The organism is Tardiphaga alba (assembly GCF_018279705.1).
Lineage (GTDB): Bacteria > Pseudomonadota > Alphaproteobacteria > Rhizobiales > Xanthobacteraceae > Tardiphaga > Tardiphaga alba.
In genome coordinates, this window is record NZ_CP036498.1 from 3,424,163 (window position 1) to 3,438,203 (window position 14,041).

Genomic DNA, 14,041 nt, shown 5'->3' on the forward strand with positions numbered 1-14,041 from the left:
CCCAACCGGGCAGCGCTGTCGTCGCACATCACTTCAGTGCGGAAAACGCCGTCGGCGTGAGCAGCTGGCTGACGATATTGCCGACGATCTGGCCATCCTCTTCGGACTTGGCCCGTGCCGCCATCCAGTCCGGATCGGTCATGAAGGCGGTCCAGAGCTTCTCGCGCTCGGCCAGCGACTCCCACTTCAGGATATAGGTCAGGTCGTTGTTGGATTCGCCGATCACAGTGGTGAAAAAACCGGCCTGGCGGATGCCGTGCTTCTCCCACAGCTTCAATGTCGCAGCCTCGAAACGCTTGAGCAACGCCGGCAACCGCCCGGGCAAACACCGATACACACGCAATTCATAGATCATCGCAATTGGTTCCTTCCCTTTTTGACGGCCTCTTACGGCTCTTGCGCATGGCTCGTTGCGGCATCATCCCTTGCCTGCGCTGGTACAGGGTTACATCATGCCGCCGGCGACGCAACAGCGCTCGCCGGACTGCTTATTGGACTGGGAATGACCATGCGACACACCGTCTATAGCCTGCTCTTCGTTGCCGCTCTTTCGGCTCCGGCCATGGCGCAACAGCCCGGCGCGCAGCAGCCCGGCCAGATCACATCGGGCGCGACCAGCGTGACGGTGAATGGCAAGCCGGCAGCGCGTGTGGGCGACACCACGACAGACGGCAAGATCATCGAAGGCGCCAAGGGCGTCTATATCAACGGCAAGCCCGTAGCCGTGGTCGGCGGCGGCACCGAATGCGGTGGCAAGACCACCTCCGGCGCCACCGGCGTCTTCGTCAACGGCAAGCCGATGGCGCGCGCCGGCGACACCACGTCGGACTGCAAATAAGCGCAGATGTCTCATTCCGGAATTCGCCGAACGGCAGGCATAGGCCTGGCCGGCCGGATCGCCCTCGCCATCACCGCCGGCGCACTCGCTCTGCCTGTTGTCCCTCACACCGCGCACGCCCAGACCCGCAAGGCCACCAGCGAGCGCGAATTCGTCGATCGCATCAACGATGCGTTTCGCAGGCTGCAAGCGGGCGACAGCGAAGGTGGCCGCCTGCGCCTGAAGACGACACTCCGTGCCCTCGCCGACAGCAATTATAGCGAGTTGACGATCCGCGCCTATCTCAACGCTGTCACGCTGTTCGAACGCCGCCGCGACAACGCGGCCGCATCCGAATTATTCGCCGATGCATCGAAGACCCGCGCCGCGCAGGAGCCGGAAACCGCCGCTGCCACGCTGTGGTTCGAATATGCGCGCTTCCTCAACCGCATCCAGAACTATGAAGCCGCCATCCCGGTCGCCACCGAAGCGCATAAGCGGATGCGCGCGATCTATGGCCGTAATTCGCAGGAGGACATTGCCGGCGGCGACATTCTCGCCACCGTCCTCACCAATAACGGCGCCGTCGCCGCAGGGCTCAATCTCTCCGAAGACATCTATCTCAATGCCAAGAAGGCGCTCGGCGAGCGCGTACCGCTGACCTGGCGTACCGAAAACAACTATGCCGAAGCGCTGCGCATGGTCGGCCATCCCGACGTCGCCGCCACCATCGACGAGCCGCTGCTGAAGCGGCGCATCGCCCACTACGGTCTCGGCAGCATCCAGGCGCTGGTCTCGGCCTCCAATCTCGCGCTCAACCATCTCGCCATGGGCAACGAGGCCGAAACGCTGAAGGCGCTCGACCTGCAGAAGCGCGCCGCAGCAGCGCTGGCCGATCCGACCTCCGAGCATGTCGCACAGGCCGATACCTGGATTGCTTATACAAAAGCCTATTTCCATCCCGACCGCCGCCTGAGCAATGCCGATCTCGAAGCGATGGCGCGCGTGAAAGACTGGAACGGCGCACCGGACATCCTGCGCATCAAGACGGCGCAACTCGCGGCAGATCAATATGAGGCACGCGGCGATACCGCGCGCGCACTGGCGCTGCGCCTCGATGCCTATCAGCGCTCGCAGGACACCATCGCGAAACAGCACCCCATGACCTTCGATGCCCTGCTCGGTGTCGCCATGGCGCGGATGAAACGCGGCGACAAGGACGCGCTCGCCACCTTCAAGGATGTCGAACAGCAGTCGTTCCGCTGGATGCTGCGCGAGGTCGGCACCGCGGGCAACCGCTATGTTGCCGAAACCATGCGTAAGCTCGCCGACGACATTCTCTACGAGTTCGGCCGCTACGCGCTGCAGGAGCCATCCGCGGCCGTCGCCTATGCGGAAGCAGTGACGCGCTGGAAGACCATGGAGGACGGCGACCGCACATTGCTCCGTCTCACCGCAGACCGCCTCCCCGACGACGCCACCAGGACACTGGCACAGACCGTGCTGCGTCTCTCCGGCCAGCAGCAGGAACTGCTGTCATCCGGCAGGATCGACAGCGATGCACGACAGGTGCTGAGCGAGTTGCAGGCGGCGCGTCTGGCCTTATCCGCACGCATGGGCGAGACGGTGCCGCGCGATCTCAAGCTTCCGTCGATCGAGGACAGACTTGAGCGCACCGACGCGCTGGTGGACTTCTTCGTCAGCGGACGCCGCAACCGCGTGACACCCATCGATCCGAAGCCGGAGATGCGCCTGCAGGCGGTGATCCACCGCGCCGGCAAGTCGCCGTCGCTCGTCGATCTCGGCCCGCTCGACAATTTTCTCGGCGCCGATGTCACCTCAGCGGATCGCGCCAAGACGTTCCGCCGTCTGCATGACACGCTGATCGGTCCGCTCAAGCCGCAGCTTGCGGAGGTCACGCGGCTGTTCCTGGTGCCCGACAGCGAACTCTACAGCCTGCCCTTCGCGATGCTGCAGGACGCCGGCGGCCGCTATCTCGACGAGACCTACGACACCCGCATCATGACGCGCGCAGATGCGTTGTTCTTCGCCGGCCGCGGTACGAAGCTCGCGGCAGGCAGCAAGGCGCTGCTGGTCGGCGGCCTCGATTATGCCGGCGCAGCGAGCCAGCTCCCCTCGACCAGAACCGAAATCGAGACGGTCGAGGCCGACCTGAAGAAGCGCAAGCTCGACGTCACCATGCGCAGCGGCGACGGGATCGGCGAACCTCTCATCCGCAGCGACGCCAAGGGCGCGTCGCTGATCCATCTCGCCACCCACGGCTTCTACAAGACGGCGTCCGACCGCACCGACGCCCTCTGGCGCAGCGGCCTTGTCGCGTCACGGCCGAACCTCAAACGCCCGCCGCAGCGCGACGACAATGACGGCGTGCTCTATGCGCATGAATTGATGAATTGGGATCTGTCATCCGCGGATCTCGTCGTGCTGTCCGCCTGCCAGACCGCGCTTGGCGATCCCAGCCGTGTCGGCAGCGTCCGCGGGCTTCCCACCGCGCTCGCGATTGCCGGCGCGCGGCGATCACTATTGACGCTGTGGGAAGTCGAGGACGAAGGCACCGCGAATTTCATGGCGCGCTTCTATCAGGTGCTCGCGGATGACGATCTCGATTATGCCAGCGCATTGCGCAAAGTCCGTATCGAAGCGATCCACGGCAAGATCAAGGCCGCCAAAGATCCATCGGTCTGGGCGGCCTTTGTGTTTTTCGAGAGTTGAGCGTGTAGCCCGCATGAGCTTCATTCATGCGGGCTACGAGAACTATGTTTTACTGAATCCGGTCAGGAAGCTGTCCAAACAATCCTGAATCGCATCGATGCCGTATCCGCCTTCCTGCACGACGAGGGTGGGCAGATCGGGAGACTGCATCTTGCTGCCGACACTGCCGAAATCCTTCGCATCGAGCTTGAAGATGCCGATCGGATCATCGCGATGCGCATCGAAGCCAAGCGCCACGACGAGTGCATCGGCACCGAATGCACGAACGGCCGCGATCGCTTTGTCGAGCGCAGCGTTCATCTCGGCGCCACCGGCGCCCGCGGCCAACGGCAGGTTGAGATTGCAGCCCTCGCCTTCGCCATAGCCGGTCTCGTTCGCAAAGCCGGTATAGAACGGTACGAAGTCGATGGGATCACCATGGATCGAAATCGTCAGCACGTCCGGCCGCGTGTAGAAAATCTGCTGCGTGCCGTCGCCGTGATGAATATCGACGTCGATGATCGCCACCTTCTTGAAGCGGCTGCGCAGCCTTTGCGCGGCAATCGCGCTGTTGTTGAGATAGCAGAAGCCGGTGCCGCGGTCGGCACGGGCATGATGGCCCGACGGCCGGCACAGGGCATAGGCCGACCGGTCACCGGCGAGGATCGCATCGGCGGCCGTGACCGCCGTTTCCGACGAACGCAGGATGGAGCGCCAACTGTCGGGACCCATCGGCACCGAGAGATCGCCGAGATACCAGCCGACCTGGCCGATGAAGCCCGTCGCCGGACAATCAGGCCGTGCCGTTTCCTCGACGCGCCCGCTCCAGTAAGGGAAATATTGCGGCCACACTTCCGGTCCGTGATCGGGCAGCTTCGCCCAGTTTTCCCATGCGGTCTCGAGAAAGCGGACATAGGCGGCGGTGTGCACCGTGAGCGCCGGCGCGGTGCCATGTTCGGCCGGCAACTCAGGCGTAATCCCGTGACGCGCCAAAGCGCCAAGAAGTCGCTCGGTGCGAACAGGCGAGTCCTTGATGGGCACGAACTTGCCGTAACGCATGAATTGCTGCGGCGAATGAACCGCCTGATCCGGATGATAGAAAGCACGCATGGACATCTCCTTCGGTCGGATCGATGAGTTAGCAGACCACGCCATCATCGCCAACGTTTCCACACTGCGGAAAAACCACTCGGCTCTGCGCGAGATCAACGCCTCTCGACGTCGCCGATGTAAACGGTCAGACTTGGCATTGTTGTTCGTTCTCTGGAGATGTTGCTGATGCCGTCTGCGCCGATGTCCGGTTTCCCGTCCGCTCCCACCGATCAGGTCACCTTGGCCAATTGGCGCACCGGCCCCTACAACAAATGGGCGTTTCATCATGTCCGGGACATCGTGCCGTCCGCTGACATTGCGAACGAGCCCGGTAATGTCTGGCAATTGGAATCGCGCCCTGCCGATCTGTCTTCACTATCGTTCGAGCATCTCAGTGTCCGCTATTCGCTCGACAAACTGATCGGCGAGACCGACACCGACGGATTGGTGATCCTGCATCGCGGCAAGGTGATCTTCGAACATTATGCCAATGGCATGGGGGCGAACACGCCCCACATCCTGATGTCGGTTTCGAAATCCATGACCGCGCTGGTGGCCGGCATTCTCGTTGCGAAGGGCGCCATCGATCCCACGCAGAACGTCGTGTCGATCATTCCGGAACTGCGCGACTCCGTCTATTCCGATGCCACCGTGCGTCATGTCCTGGATATGCGCGTCGGCATCCGCTTCGACGAGAACTATCTCGCGACATCGGGCCCCATCGTTGAGTATCGCAAATCGACCGGCTGGAATCCGCTCGGCCACGGCGAGAGCCCAAGCGACCTGCGCAGCTTCCTCACCAGCCTGAAGGACCGTGAAGGTCCGGACAACGGTCCCTTCCATTATGTCTCGCCGAATTCCGACCTGCTCGGCTGGATCATCGAGCGCGCGACCGGGACACGGTTCGCCGATCTGATGAGCAAACATCTGTGGCAGCCGATGGGCGCGCAGTATCCGGCCTATGTCACCGTCGATCGCTTCGGCGCGCCGCGCTGTGCAGGCGGCATCTGCATGACGGTGATGGATCTGGCGCGTGTGGGACAGTTGATGCTGCAAGGCGGCCAGCGCAACGGCGCATCGATCATCCCGTCCGCCTGGATCGATGACATCCTCGCAAACGGCGATCCGGCAGCATGGTCCGCGGGCGATCTGGCGCCCTATTTCGGCGACCGATCGATGCACTACCGGAACAAATGGTATGTGTTGAGAGATCGACGCATGGCGCTCGGTCTCGGCATTCATGGCCAGAACATTTTTGTCGAACCCGCAAAGGAGCTGGTGATCGCGAAAATGTCGTCACAGATAGCACCGCTGGATGCCGCGCTCACCGAACTGACGCTACGCTTCGCGGAAGCGGTGAGTGACCATATCGAGAGATAGAAGCCCCACACCGGCGCGCTATCTTTACTCAACCTGTGATATACATCAGCCTGCAGCGCGATCATTTTGACCGCGCCGATCAAATCGTATATACGATTAAATGGCTGATTTCGATCCGACTAAGGAAGCGAAGAACCTCGAGAAACACCACATCTCACTAGAGCGGTGGGGTGAACTCTCGGTTTTAGCCATAATGCGGGACGATCGTTTTGACTATGGCGAACCGCGATATCGCGCCTATGGTTTGATCGATGGACAATCATACTGCCTCGTCTTCACGATGCGCGACGGCGCCAAGCGCCCCATCAGCCTGCGCCGCGCGCATGCAAAGGAAATGAAGCGCTATGTCACGTAAGCTGAAAGAACCAGTGTTTGACGATGACAACCCGGAATGGACCGAACAGGATTTCGCGATCGCGACGACCTTCGAGCCGAGCATCAAAGCCAGCGACCTGACGCCGGAAATCCTTGCTGGTGTCGCCAGACGCGGTCCGCAGAAAGCGCCGACCAAAGTGCCGGTCTCGCTTCGCCTTAGCGCAGACGTCGTGAAGCACTTCAAGGATACCGGACCCGGCTGGCAAAGCCGGATCGACGACGCGTTGCGCAAGATCGCAAAGGTGTAGTTGGAAAGGCGGGGGCCACACGTCTCCCCGCCCCGCAATCCCGACGTTTAAACCAGCCGGCTCTGTGCCGCCGCGGCCTTGATGAAGCTCGCGAACAGCGGATGCGGCTCGAACGGGCGGGACTTCAGCTCGGGGTGATACTGCACGCCGATGAACCACGGGTGGTTCTCATATTCCACGATCTCCGGCAGCACCCCATCCGGCGAGAGCCCTGAGAATTTCAGGCCGTGCTTCTCCAGCCGCTCCTTATAGGCCGTGTTGACCTCGTAGCGGTGGCGATGGCGCTCGGAGATTTCCAGCGCACCGCCATAGACTTCGGAGACCTTGCTGCCCTTGGTCAGCGCGGCCGGATAGGCGCCGAGACGCATGGTGCCGCCGAGATCGCCGGCATTGGTGCGCTTCTCGAGCTCGTTGCCGCGCAGCCATTCGGTCATCAGGCCGACCACGGGCTCATTGGTCTCGCCGAACTCCGTGGAGTTGGCGTCCTTGATCCCGGCGAGGTTTCGCGCAGCTTCGATGACCGCCATCTGCATGCCGAAGCAGATGCCGAAATACGGCACGTTGCGCTCGCGCGCGAACTGCGCCGCGCGGATCTTGCCTTCGGCGCCGCGCTGGCCGAAGCCGCCGGGGACCATGATCCCGTTGACGTGCTCGAGGAACGGCGCGGGGTCCTCGTTCTCGAACACCTCGCTCTCGATCCAGTCGAGATTGACCTTCACCTTGTTGGCGATGCCGCCGTGCGAGAGCGCCTCGATCAGCGACTTATAGGCGTCCTTCATGCCGGTATATTTGCCGACAATGGCGATGGTGACGGCACCTTCCGGATTGCGGACGCGCTCGTTGATCGTGTGCCATGACTTCAGCTGCAGCTCTTCGCGCGACGAGATGCCAAAGGCGGCCAGCACTTCGTCGTCGAGGCCTGCCTTGTGATAGGCCTCGGGCACCGCATAGATGTTGTCGACGTCGCGCGCCTCGATGACAGCGCTTTCGCGGACGTTACAGAACAGACCGAGCTTGCGACGCTCTTCCGCCGGGATATCGCGGTCGCAGCGGCACAGCAGGATATCCGGCTGGATGCCGATGGAGCGCAGCTCCTTCACCGAATGCTGGGTCGGCTTGGTCTTCAGCTCGCCGGCGCTCGGGATATAGGGCAGCAGCGTCAGGTGGACAAAGATCGTGTCGCCGCGCGGCAGGTCGTTGCGCAGCTGGCGGATCGCCTCAAAGAACGGCAGGCCCTCGATGTCACCGACGGTGCCGCCGATTTCCACCAGCACGAAGTCGTAGCCGTCATTGTCCGAGAGGACGAAATCCTTGATGGCGTTGGTGACATGCGGAATCACCTGGATGGTGGCGCCGAGATAGTCGCCGCGCCGCTCCTTGGTGAGGATGTCCTGATAGATGCGCCCGGTGGTGATGTTGTCCTTCTTGGTGGCAGGACGACCGGTGAAGCGCTCGTAATGGCCGAGGTCGAGATCGGTCTCGGCGCCGTCGTCGGTGACGAACACCTCGCCGTGCTGATACGGCGACATCGTGCCGGGATCGAGATTGAGATACGGGTCGAGCTTGCGAAGCCGGACCTTGTAGCCACGTGCCTGCAACAGCGCGCCTAACGCCGCTGATGCCAGACCTTTACCGAGCGAGGAAACCACGCCGCCGGTGATGAAAATGTACCGCGCCATGGGACTTAACCTTTAAGGCCTTGATCTCGATTCGCCAAAACGAATCGCAGCACCCGACCGAGATCCGGCGAGGCTGTGGGTGACTGGGATTTCGAAATGATAACAGCCCTTGATGGGGCTGTTGAGGCAGGATGGAAGCACCCATCCTGCATGGCGCCAATGCATCAGCGCGCAAGTTACCGCGATTGCGGTGCCTGCGGTGCTTCGTCGGCCTTCTTCAGCGAGTCGAGAAGGCCACCCGAGGTCGGCGCGGTCAGCGGCGACGGAGCGCCCTGCTGGGTCGACGGCGCGGTGCCCGGAATGATCGAGCTCGGACCGCGGTTATAGGTCGCCAGCCAGGACAGGAACATCGAGGTCAGGAAGAAGCCGACCGCCAGGAACGCTGTGGTGCGGGTCAGGAGGTTGGCCGTACCGCGGCCGGTCATGAAACCACCACCACCGCCGCCGCCACTGCCAATACCGAGGCCGCCGCCTTCCGACTTCTGCAGCAGCACGACGCCGATCAGGGCGGCGACGATCATCAGGTGAATTACGATAACGACGCTTTGCATCTTGTCCTTCCATCGCAAGCACGCCGCGCCGATCGCCGGCTGCAGTCTGAGGGCTCGCGGGGTTTGAATCTGCAGGTGTCTACACGAAGGAGGCTGAAATTGCCAACCCTTTGGGCGGAAACCTCAAACCTCTCCCGTGTGAAGGGAACGTTCCTGATTTAGGGACACCCAGCCGCAATTGCCAGGAAGTCGGCCGCCTTCAGGCTGGCGCCGCCGACCAGCGCGCCGTTCACGTTGGGAACCGCCATCAACTCCTTGGCATTCGAGGGCTTTACCGAGCCGCCATAGAGAATCTTGATCGACGGCCCCTCGTTCTTGAAACGCTGGTTGAGGTGTTCGCGGATAAACTTATGAACTTGCTCGACATCTTGTGCGGTCGGAGTCAATCCGGTGCCGATCGCCCAGACCGGCTCATAGGCCACGATCAGGTTGCCCGACGTGCAGTCGTCCGGTAGTGAGCCCTTGAGCTGGGCGCCGCAGACATCGAGCGTCTTGCCGGCATCGCGCTCGGCCTGCGTCTCGCCGATGCAGACGATGGCGGTCAGGCCGGCACGCCAGGCGGCCAGCGCCTTTTCGCGGACAACGGCATCGCTCTCGCCGTGATCGGCACGGCGCTCGGAGTGACCGACGATGATGGCGGTGGCGCCGGCATCAGCCAGCATCTCGGCGGAAATGTCGCCGGTGTGGGCGCCTGAGGCCTTGGGGTGACAGTCCTGCGCACCCACGGTCACGGCATGTTTGCCTTCCTGCCCGAAGCTCGATGCCTTGGCGGCGAAGCCAGCCAGCAACGTCACTGGCGGGCAAACCAGAAGGTCCGCCTTTCCAGTCACTTCCGGCGCACCGCGAAGCATTGCTTCGAACTCGGTGATGGATGTCTTGAGGCCGTTCATCTTCCAATTGCCAGCGATCAGCGGCCGAACGGCATCAGTCATGAGGTATATCCCGTGATTATGAGAGAGTGTGGTGATCCCCTGAGCTAACAGAGGCCGCCCGGAGGCTCAAGCCGACCCACCGCCACGGCTGCCGCGATGGCGCCTGATGTCCTCCGCCGTCGGATCCGGCGCTTGCGGATTGAAGCCATGCCAGCCCGAGGATTCCAGCTCGGTGCGACGGGCGGTGACATCCACCGATGACGGATGGAGCACGGCCTCAAGCCTCTCCTTGTCCGCAGCCTCAACCTTGGCGCTGACCAGCGAACCACCGCGGCGGATGCTTTCGGCATAGACCTCGGCCTCGTTCACGGCGACGCCGGCTTCCGCCAGCATGCCGATAACCCCGCCAGCAGCGCCGGCGACCGCCGCGCCGGTCGCTGCGGCGGCGAGCCAGCCGGCCGCCACCACCGGACCCAGGCCGGGAATTGCGAGCAGGCCGAGGCCCGCCAGCAATCCGCCGAAACCGCCAAAGCCGGCACCGATCGCGGCGCCCTTGCCAGCGCCTCCCGCGAGGTCGGGCGCGTACCATTTGTCCGCATTATTGGCGATGATGCTGATGTCGTCCTCGGCCACGCCGGCCTCGCGCAGCTGCGCGACGGCTTTCTGCGCATCACCATAGTCGTCGAACAGGCGGGAGATCGTCACTTTAGTCATCGGCGTCTCCTGCTCACTCCGGCTGTGCCGAGACATTGCCCTTGAAATCAACGCTGACCCGGACGCGCTGCGTGCCGTTCTTGGCGGTGCCGCGCCAGATGCCCTGGCTGTCATTCATCAATTGCGACACGTCGGAGAAGCCGCGCGAAACCAGCAAGTCGCGCGCCTGTCCTTCCGAGAAACTGTTTGCCCCGACAGACAATGGCGCAGTGGTCGGCGCCATGGATTTGGGCTGCACGACACTCGGATTTTCCATCGCAGGGTTCTGCTGTGCCAAACCCGACGAAACCGCCAGCCAGAGGCTGGCGACGGCCACTGCTCCGCCTGCCCAGATTCGCATGTGTCCTCCCCGGTCGGCCGGCCCGGCCTGCTGCATCAATCGACGGAACCGGCAGAAGTTCCATCCCCTGAAATCCGGCCAAGCGCCTGAAACCGCTTCAATCCGTCCCTTTCCGGCCGGTTGCGACAGCGCCACCGTCACTTTATGATGCATCTCCAATTTGGCGACGCCCTCACGCGGCCTGAGCCGCTGGCGCGAGCCGGTTCCCCTCCTGACAGACAAGATTGACCCCAATGCTTCGAGGAATACGCAAGGCCTCATCCAACTGGATTGGCAAGATGATCATGAGCGTCGTGATGGGCGTGCTCATCATCAGCTTTGGCGTCTGGGGCATCGGTGACGCTTTCAAGGGATCGACCCAGACCAAGGTCGCCTCCATCGGCTCTACCGATATTTCCACGGAGCAGTTCCGCCAGCTTTTCAATGACAAGCTGCAGCAGATCGGCCGCCAGTTCGGCCGCCCGCTGACGCCGGAACAGGCCCGCGCTTTCGGTCTCGATCGCCAGGTGTTGCAGCAGGTGATTTCGGAAGCCGCACTCGATGAGGACGCCCGTCGTAAGGGTCTTGGTGTGTCGGATCAGGAAGTGCTGCGCCAGATCATGACCGATACGAACTTCCAGGGCATGAACGGCCAATTCGACGCCGGCCGCTTCCAGCAGCTGATCCGCTCGCTCGGCTACACCGAACAGCGCTACATCGCCGAACAGCGCAAGGTGTCGCTGCGTCGCCAGATCGCCTCCACGGTCACCACCGGCGTCGAAGCGCCGAAGACCATGGTCGAAGCCCTCAGCCGTTTCCAGAACGAACAGCGCACCATCGACTATGTGAAGCTCGATGCGGCGCAGGCCGGCACCATCGACGCGCCCTCGCCCGAAGCGCTGGCCGCCTATTTCGATGAGCGCAAGACCCAGTTCCGCGCTCCCGAATATCGCAAGATCGCCTTCCTCGCGATGACTCCGGAAGAGATGGGCAAGTGGTCGACGGTGTCCGACGAGGACGCCAAGAAACTCTATGACGAGCGCAAGGACCGAATCTCGACGCCGGAGCAGCGCCAGATTTCGCAAATCGTGTTCCCCAATGCGGAAGAAGCGAAGGCCGCCCATGCCAAGCTGAGCGGCAGCTTCTCGTTCGACGACCTCGCCAAGGAGCGCGGCCTGACGGCATCGGATATCGATCTCGGCATGGTCGCCAAGGCCGGCATTCTCGACCCGTCGGTTGCCGATGCCGCCTTCTCGCTGGCGCCCGATGGCATCAGCCAGCCCATCACCGGCCGCTTCGGCACGACCATCGTCAAGGTCGGCAAGATCCAGCCGGGAACCACGCCGAGCTATGACAGCGTGGCGGCGACTATCAAGCGTGATCTCGGCATCGAGCGTGCCCGCGCGGTCGTGAACGAGATGCACAACAAGGTCGAGGACGAACGCGGCGGCGGCGCCAACATCGTCGATGCCGCCAAGAAGCTCGGCCTCAATGCCGTGACCATCGAGGCGATCGACCGCTCCGGCCGTGGCCTCGACGGCCAGCCGGTGACCGGCCTGCCCGCCGGTACCGATCTCGTGTCGCAAGCTTTCAGCAGCGATGTCGGCGTCGATAATGACGCCATCCAGGCTGGCGGCGGTTACATCTGGTACGACGTGCTCGACATCAAGCCGTCGCGCGACCGCGCCCTTGACGAGGTCAAAGCCCAGGTCGAAACCCGCTGGCGCGAGGATGAAGTCACGAAGCGCCTGCGCACCAAGGCCGAAGAGATGGTCAAGAAGCTCGAAGGCGGCGCCAAGCTCGCCGACGAAGCTGCAGCGGCCGGTCTCAAGGTCACAACCTCCGCGCCGTTCAAGCGCGATGCCACGGTCGCCGATCTGTCGCCGGGCGTGATGCAGGCCGTGTTCCGCGGCGTGAAGGATGCCGCCGGCCAGGCGCCGGGGGCCGGCACCGCCGACTGGATCGTGTATCGCATCACCGACATCACGGCACCGACCGTGGATATGGCGTCCGAGGATGCCAAGAAGCTCAAGGAAACGCTGCAGCGCGGCGTGACCGACGAACTGGTGGCGCAATACATCACCAAGCTCGAGCAGCAGGTCGGGACCAAGATCAATCAGGAAGCATTTGCGCTCGCCACCGGCGCAACCAGCAGTAACTGATGTTCGGAATCGGGGATGGGTTTCGCTGACGCGCAACCCATCCTACAAGGCTCCATCGCATTACTTTCGAAAGCACCCCATGGACAATCTTCGGGCAATCATCGCCAAGGTCGCGACCGGCGCCGCGCTGACGCGTGAGGAATCCTCGGCTGCATTCGACAGCATGATGTCGGGTGAAGCGACGCCGTCGCAGATGGGCGCTCTCCTGATGGGCCTGCGTGTCCGCGGCGAGACCGTCGATGAAATCACCGGCGCCGTCGAAGTGATGCGCGCCAAGATGCTGCGCGTCACCGCCCCTGCGGATGCCGTCGATATCGTCGGCACCGGCGGCGACGGTTCGGGCTCGGTCAATGTCTCGACCTGCGCCTCCTTCATCGTCGCTGGCTGCGGCGTGCCGGTGGCCAAGCACGGCAATCGCGCGCTGTCGTCGAAGTCCGGCGCGGCCGATGTGCTGGCCGCGCTCGGCGTCAATATCGACCTCAAGCCTGCCGATGTCAGCCGTTGCGCCACGGAGGCCGGGATCGGCTTCATGTTCGCACCGGCGCATCATCCGGCCATGAAGAATGTCGGCCCGACCCGCGTCGAACTCGCCACGCGCACGATCTTCAACCTGCTCGGCCCGCTCTCCAATCCGGCCGGCGTGAAATATCAGATGGTCGGCGTGTTCTCCCGCCAGTGGGTGCAGCCGCTGGCGCAGGTGCTGAAGAATCTCGGCGCCGCGCGCGCCTGGGTGGTGCATGGCTCCGATGGCCTGGACGAAATCACCCTCACCGGCCCGACCTTCGTGTCGTCGCTGGAAAACGGCCAGATCACCAATTTCGAGATCAAGCCTGAAGACGCCGGCTTGCCTTACGTCACGGCGGAAGCGCTCAAGGGTGGCGATGCCGCCGCCAATGCAGCCTCGCTGCGCGCGGTGCTCGACGGCAAGCCCAGCGCATTCCGCGATGTCGCGCTGTTCAATGCCGCCGCCGCGCTGCTGGTGGCTGGCAAGGTGAAGGACATCAAGGAAGGCGTGGCACTCGGCCAGCAGTCGCTCGACAGCGGCGCGGCGCTCGCCAAGCTGAACAAGCTCGTGGCGGTATCGAACGCATAATTGATTGTCGTCATTGCGAGAAGCGCA

General features: G+C 63.1%; 14 protein-coding genes. 7 read left to right on the forward strand and 7 right to left on the reverse strand.

Annotated features, from left to right (window positions below; genetic code table 11):
• Positions 1–28: 28 nt before the first annotated feature.
• A complete protein-coding gene (locus RPMA_RS16125; protein ID WP_211908678.1) occupies positions 29–355 on the reverse strand; it encodes an NIPSNAP family protein in 327 nt (108 codons plus the stop codon).
• A gap of 147 nt (positions 356–502) precedes the next feature.
• Here RPMA_RS16125 and RPMA_RS16130 point away from each other — a divergent pair, with 147 nt between their 5' ends.
• Positions 503–838: a PAAR domain-containing protein gene (locus RPMA_RS16130; RefSeq protein WP_249225226.1), complete on the forward strand. Its 336-nt coding sequence runs from the start codon at positions 503–505 to the stop codon at positions 836–838.
• Positions 839–844: 6 nt separating this feature from the next.
• Entirely contained in the window at positions 845–3,550 is a 2,706-nt protein-coding gene (locus tag RPMA_RS16135) for a CHAT domain-containing protein (protein WP_211908680.1), read from the forward strand.
• Between the two features lie 42 nt (positions 3,551–3,592).
• On the opposite strand, the gene RPMA_RS16140 is transcribed toward RPMA_RS16135, so the two are convergent.
• The gene (locus RPMA_RS16140; protein WP_211908682.1) at positions 3,593–4,639 is read right to left on the reverse strand and encodes a histone deacetylase family protein; all 1,047 of its coding nucleotides are present in this window, start codon (positions 4,637–4,639) and stop codon (positions 3,593–3,595) included.
• A gap of 168 nt (positions 4,640–4,807) precedes the next feature.
• Here RPMA_RS16140 and RPMA_RS16145 point away from each other — a divergent pair, with 168 nt between their 5' ends.
• The 3 genes from RPMA_RS16145 (at position 4,808) to RPMA_RS16155 (ending at position 6,624) form a co-directional block, all read left to right on the forward strand.
• Positions 4,808–6,001 carry a serine hydrolase domain-containing protein gene (locus RPMA_RS16145; protein WP_211908684.1) on the forward strand — a complete coding sequence of 398 codons (1,194 nt, stop codon included), beginning with the start codon at positions 4,808–4,810 and terminating at the stop codon, positions 5,999–6,001.
• 100 nt (positions 6,002–6,101) lie between these two features.
• Positions 6,102–6,356, forward strand: a complete 255-nt coding sequence (locus RPMA_RS16150; RefSeq protein WP_211908686.1) for a BrnT family toxin — start codon at positions 6,102–6,104, stop codon at positions 6,354–6,356.
• On the forward strand, positions 6,346–6,624 hold the full coding sequence (locus RPMA_RS16155; protein ID WP_211908688.1) for a BrnA antitoxin family protein: 279 nt from the start codon (positions 6,346–6,348) through the stop codon (positions 6,622–6,624). The genes RPMA_RS16150 and RPMA_RS16155 overlap by 11 nt, the downstream gene beginning before the upstream one ends.
• 47 nt (positions 6,625–6,671) lie before the next feature.
• Here the strand turns inward: RPMA_RS16155 and RPMA_RS16160 are convergent, their stop codons facing one another.
• The 5 genes from RPMA_RS16160 to RPMA_RS16180 form a co-directional block, all read right to left on the reverse strand.
• Positions 6,672–8,303, reverse strand: coding sequence for a CTP synthase (locus tag RPMA_RS16160; protein WP_211908690.1), 1,632 nt, complete (start codon positions 8,301–8,303; stop codon positions 6,672–6,674).
• A gap of 176 nt (positions 8,304–8,479) precedes the next feature.
• Positions 8,480–8,854, reverse strand: coding sequence for a preprotein translocase subunit SecG (secG, locus tag RPMA_RS16165; protein ID WP_211908693.1), 375 nt, complete (start codon positions 8,852–8,854; stop codon positions 8,480–8,482).
• Between the two features lie 158 nt (positions 8,855–9,012).
• Complete coding sequence (gene tpiA, locus RPMA_RS16170; protein WP_211908695.1) at positions 9,013–9,786, reverse strand: triose-phosphate isomerase; 774 nt, start codon at positions 9,784–9,786, stop codon at positions 9,013–9,015.
• 66 nt (positions 9,787–9,852) lie between these two features.
• Positions 9,853–10,440, reverse strand: coding sequence for a general stress protein (locus RPMA_RS16175; RefSeq protein ID WP_211908697.1), 588 nt, complete (start codon positions 10,438–10,440; stop codon positions 9,853–9,855).
• Between the two features lie 13 nt (positions 10,441–10,453).
• Positions 10,454–10,921 (reverse strand): hypothetical protein, encoded by a 468-nt coding sequence (locus RPMA_RS16180; RefSeq protein ID WP_249225228.1) that lies wholly within the window; start codon positions 10,919–10,921, stop codon positions 10,454–10,456.
• A 92-nt stretch (positions 10,922–11,013) separates the two neighbouring features.
• On the opposite strand from RPMA_RS16180, the gene RPMA_RS16185 reads away from it, so the two are divergent.
• Together RPMA_RS16185 and trpD are read left to right on the forward strand one after the other, a co-directional pair.
• Positions 11,014–12,921: a peptidylprolyl isomerase gene (locus RPMA_RS16185; RefSeq protein WP_211908699.1), complete on the forward strand. Its 1,908-nt coding sequence runs from the start codon at positions 11,014–11,016 to the stop codon at positions 12,919–12,921.
• 79 nt (positions 12,922–13,000) lie between these two features.
• Positions 13,001–14,014 (forward strand): anthranilate phosphoribosyltransferase, encoded by a 1,014-nt coding sequence (gene trpD, locus RPMA_RS16190; protein WP_211908701.1) that lies wholly within the window; start codon positions 13,001–13,003, stop codon positions 14,012–14,014.
• The last annotated feature ends 27 nt before the right edge of the window (positions 14,015–14,041 follow it).

What these genes read in the sequence shown, in the direction of transcription:
- RPMA_RS16125 (WP_211908678.1), bottom strand. Translation starts at nt 355, where the DNA reads ATGATCTATGAATTGCGTGTGTATCGGTGTTTGCCCGGGCGGTTGCCG.
- RPMA_RS16130 (WP_249225226.1), top strand. Translation starts at nt 503, where the DNA reads ATGACCATGCGACACACCGTCTATAGCCTGCTCTTCGTTGCCGCTCTT.
- RPMA_RS16135 (WP_211908680.1), top strand. Translation starts at nt 845, where the DNA reads ATGTCTCATTCCGGAATTCGCCGAACGGCAGGCATAGGCCTGGCCGGC.
- RPMA_RS16140 (WP_211908682.1), bottom strand. Translation starts at nt 4,639, where the DNA reads ATGCGTGCTTTCTATCATCCGGATCAGGCGGTTCATTCGCCGCAGCAA.
- RPMA_RS16145 (WP_211908684.1), top strand. Translation starts at nt 4,808, where the DNA reads ATGCCGTCTGCGCCGATGTCCGGTTTCCCGTCCGCTCCCACCGATCAG.
- RPMA_RS16150 (WP_211908686.1), top strand. Translation starts at nt 6,102, where the DNA reads ATGGCTGATTTCGATCCGACTAAGGAAGCGAAGAACCTCGAGAAACAC.
- RPMA_RS16155 (WP_211908688.1), top strand. Translation starts at nt 6,346, where the DNA reads ATGTCACGTAAGCTGAAAGAACCAGTGTTTGACGATGACAACCCGGAA.
- RPMA_RS16160 (WP_211908690.1), bottom strand. Translation starts at nt 8,303, where the DNA reads ATGGCGCGGTACATTTTCATCACCGGCGGCGTGGTTTCCTCGCTCGGT.
- secG (WP_211908693.1), bottom strand. Translation starts at nt 8,854, where the DNA reads ATGCAAAGCGTCGTTATCGTAATTCACCTGATGATCGTCGCCGCCCTG.
- tpiA (WP_211908695.1), bottom strand. Translation starts at nt 9,786, where the DNA reads ATGACTGATGCCGTTCGGCCGCTGATCGCTGGCAATTGGAAGATGAAC.
- RPMA_RS16175 (WP_211908697.1), bottom strand. Translation starts at nt 10,440, where the DNA reads ATGACTAAAGTGACGATCTCCCGCCTGTTCGACGACTATGGTGATGCG.
- RPMA_RS16185 (WP_211908699.1), top strand. Translation starts at nt 11,014, where the DNA reads ATGCTTCGAGGAATACGCAAGGCCTCATCCAACTGGATTGGCAAGATG.
- trpD (WP_211908701.1), top strand. Translation starts at nt 13,001, where the DNA reads ATGGACAATCTTCGGGCAATCATCGCCAAGGTCGCGACCGGCGCCGCG.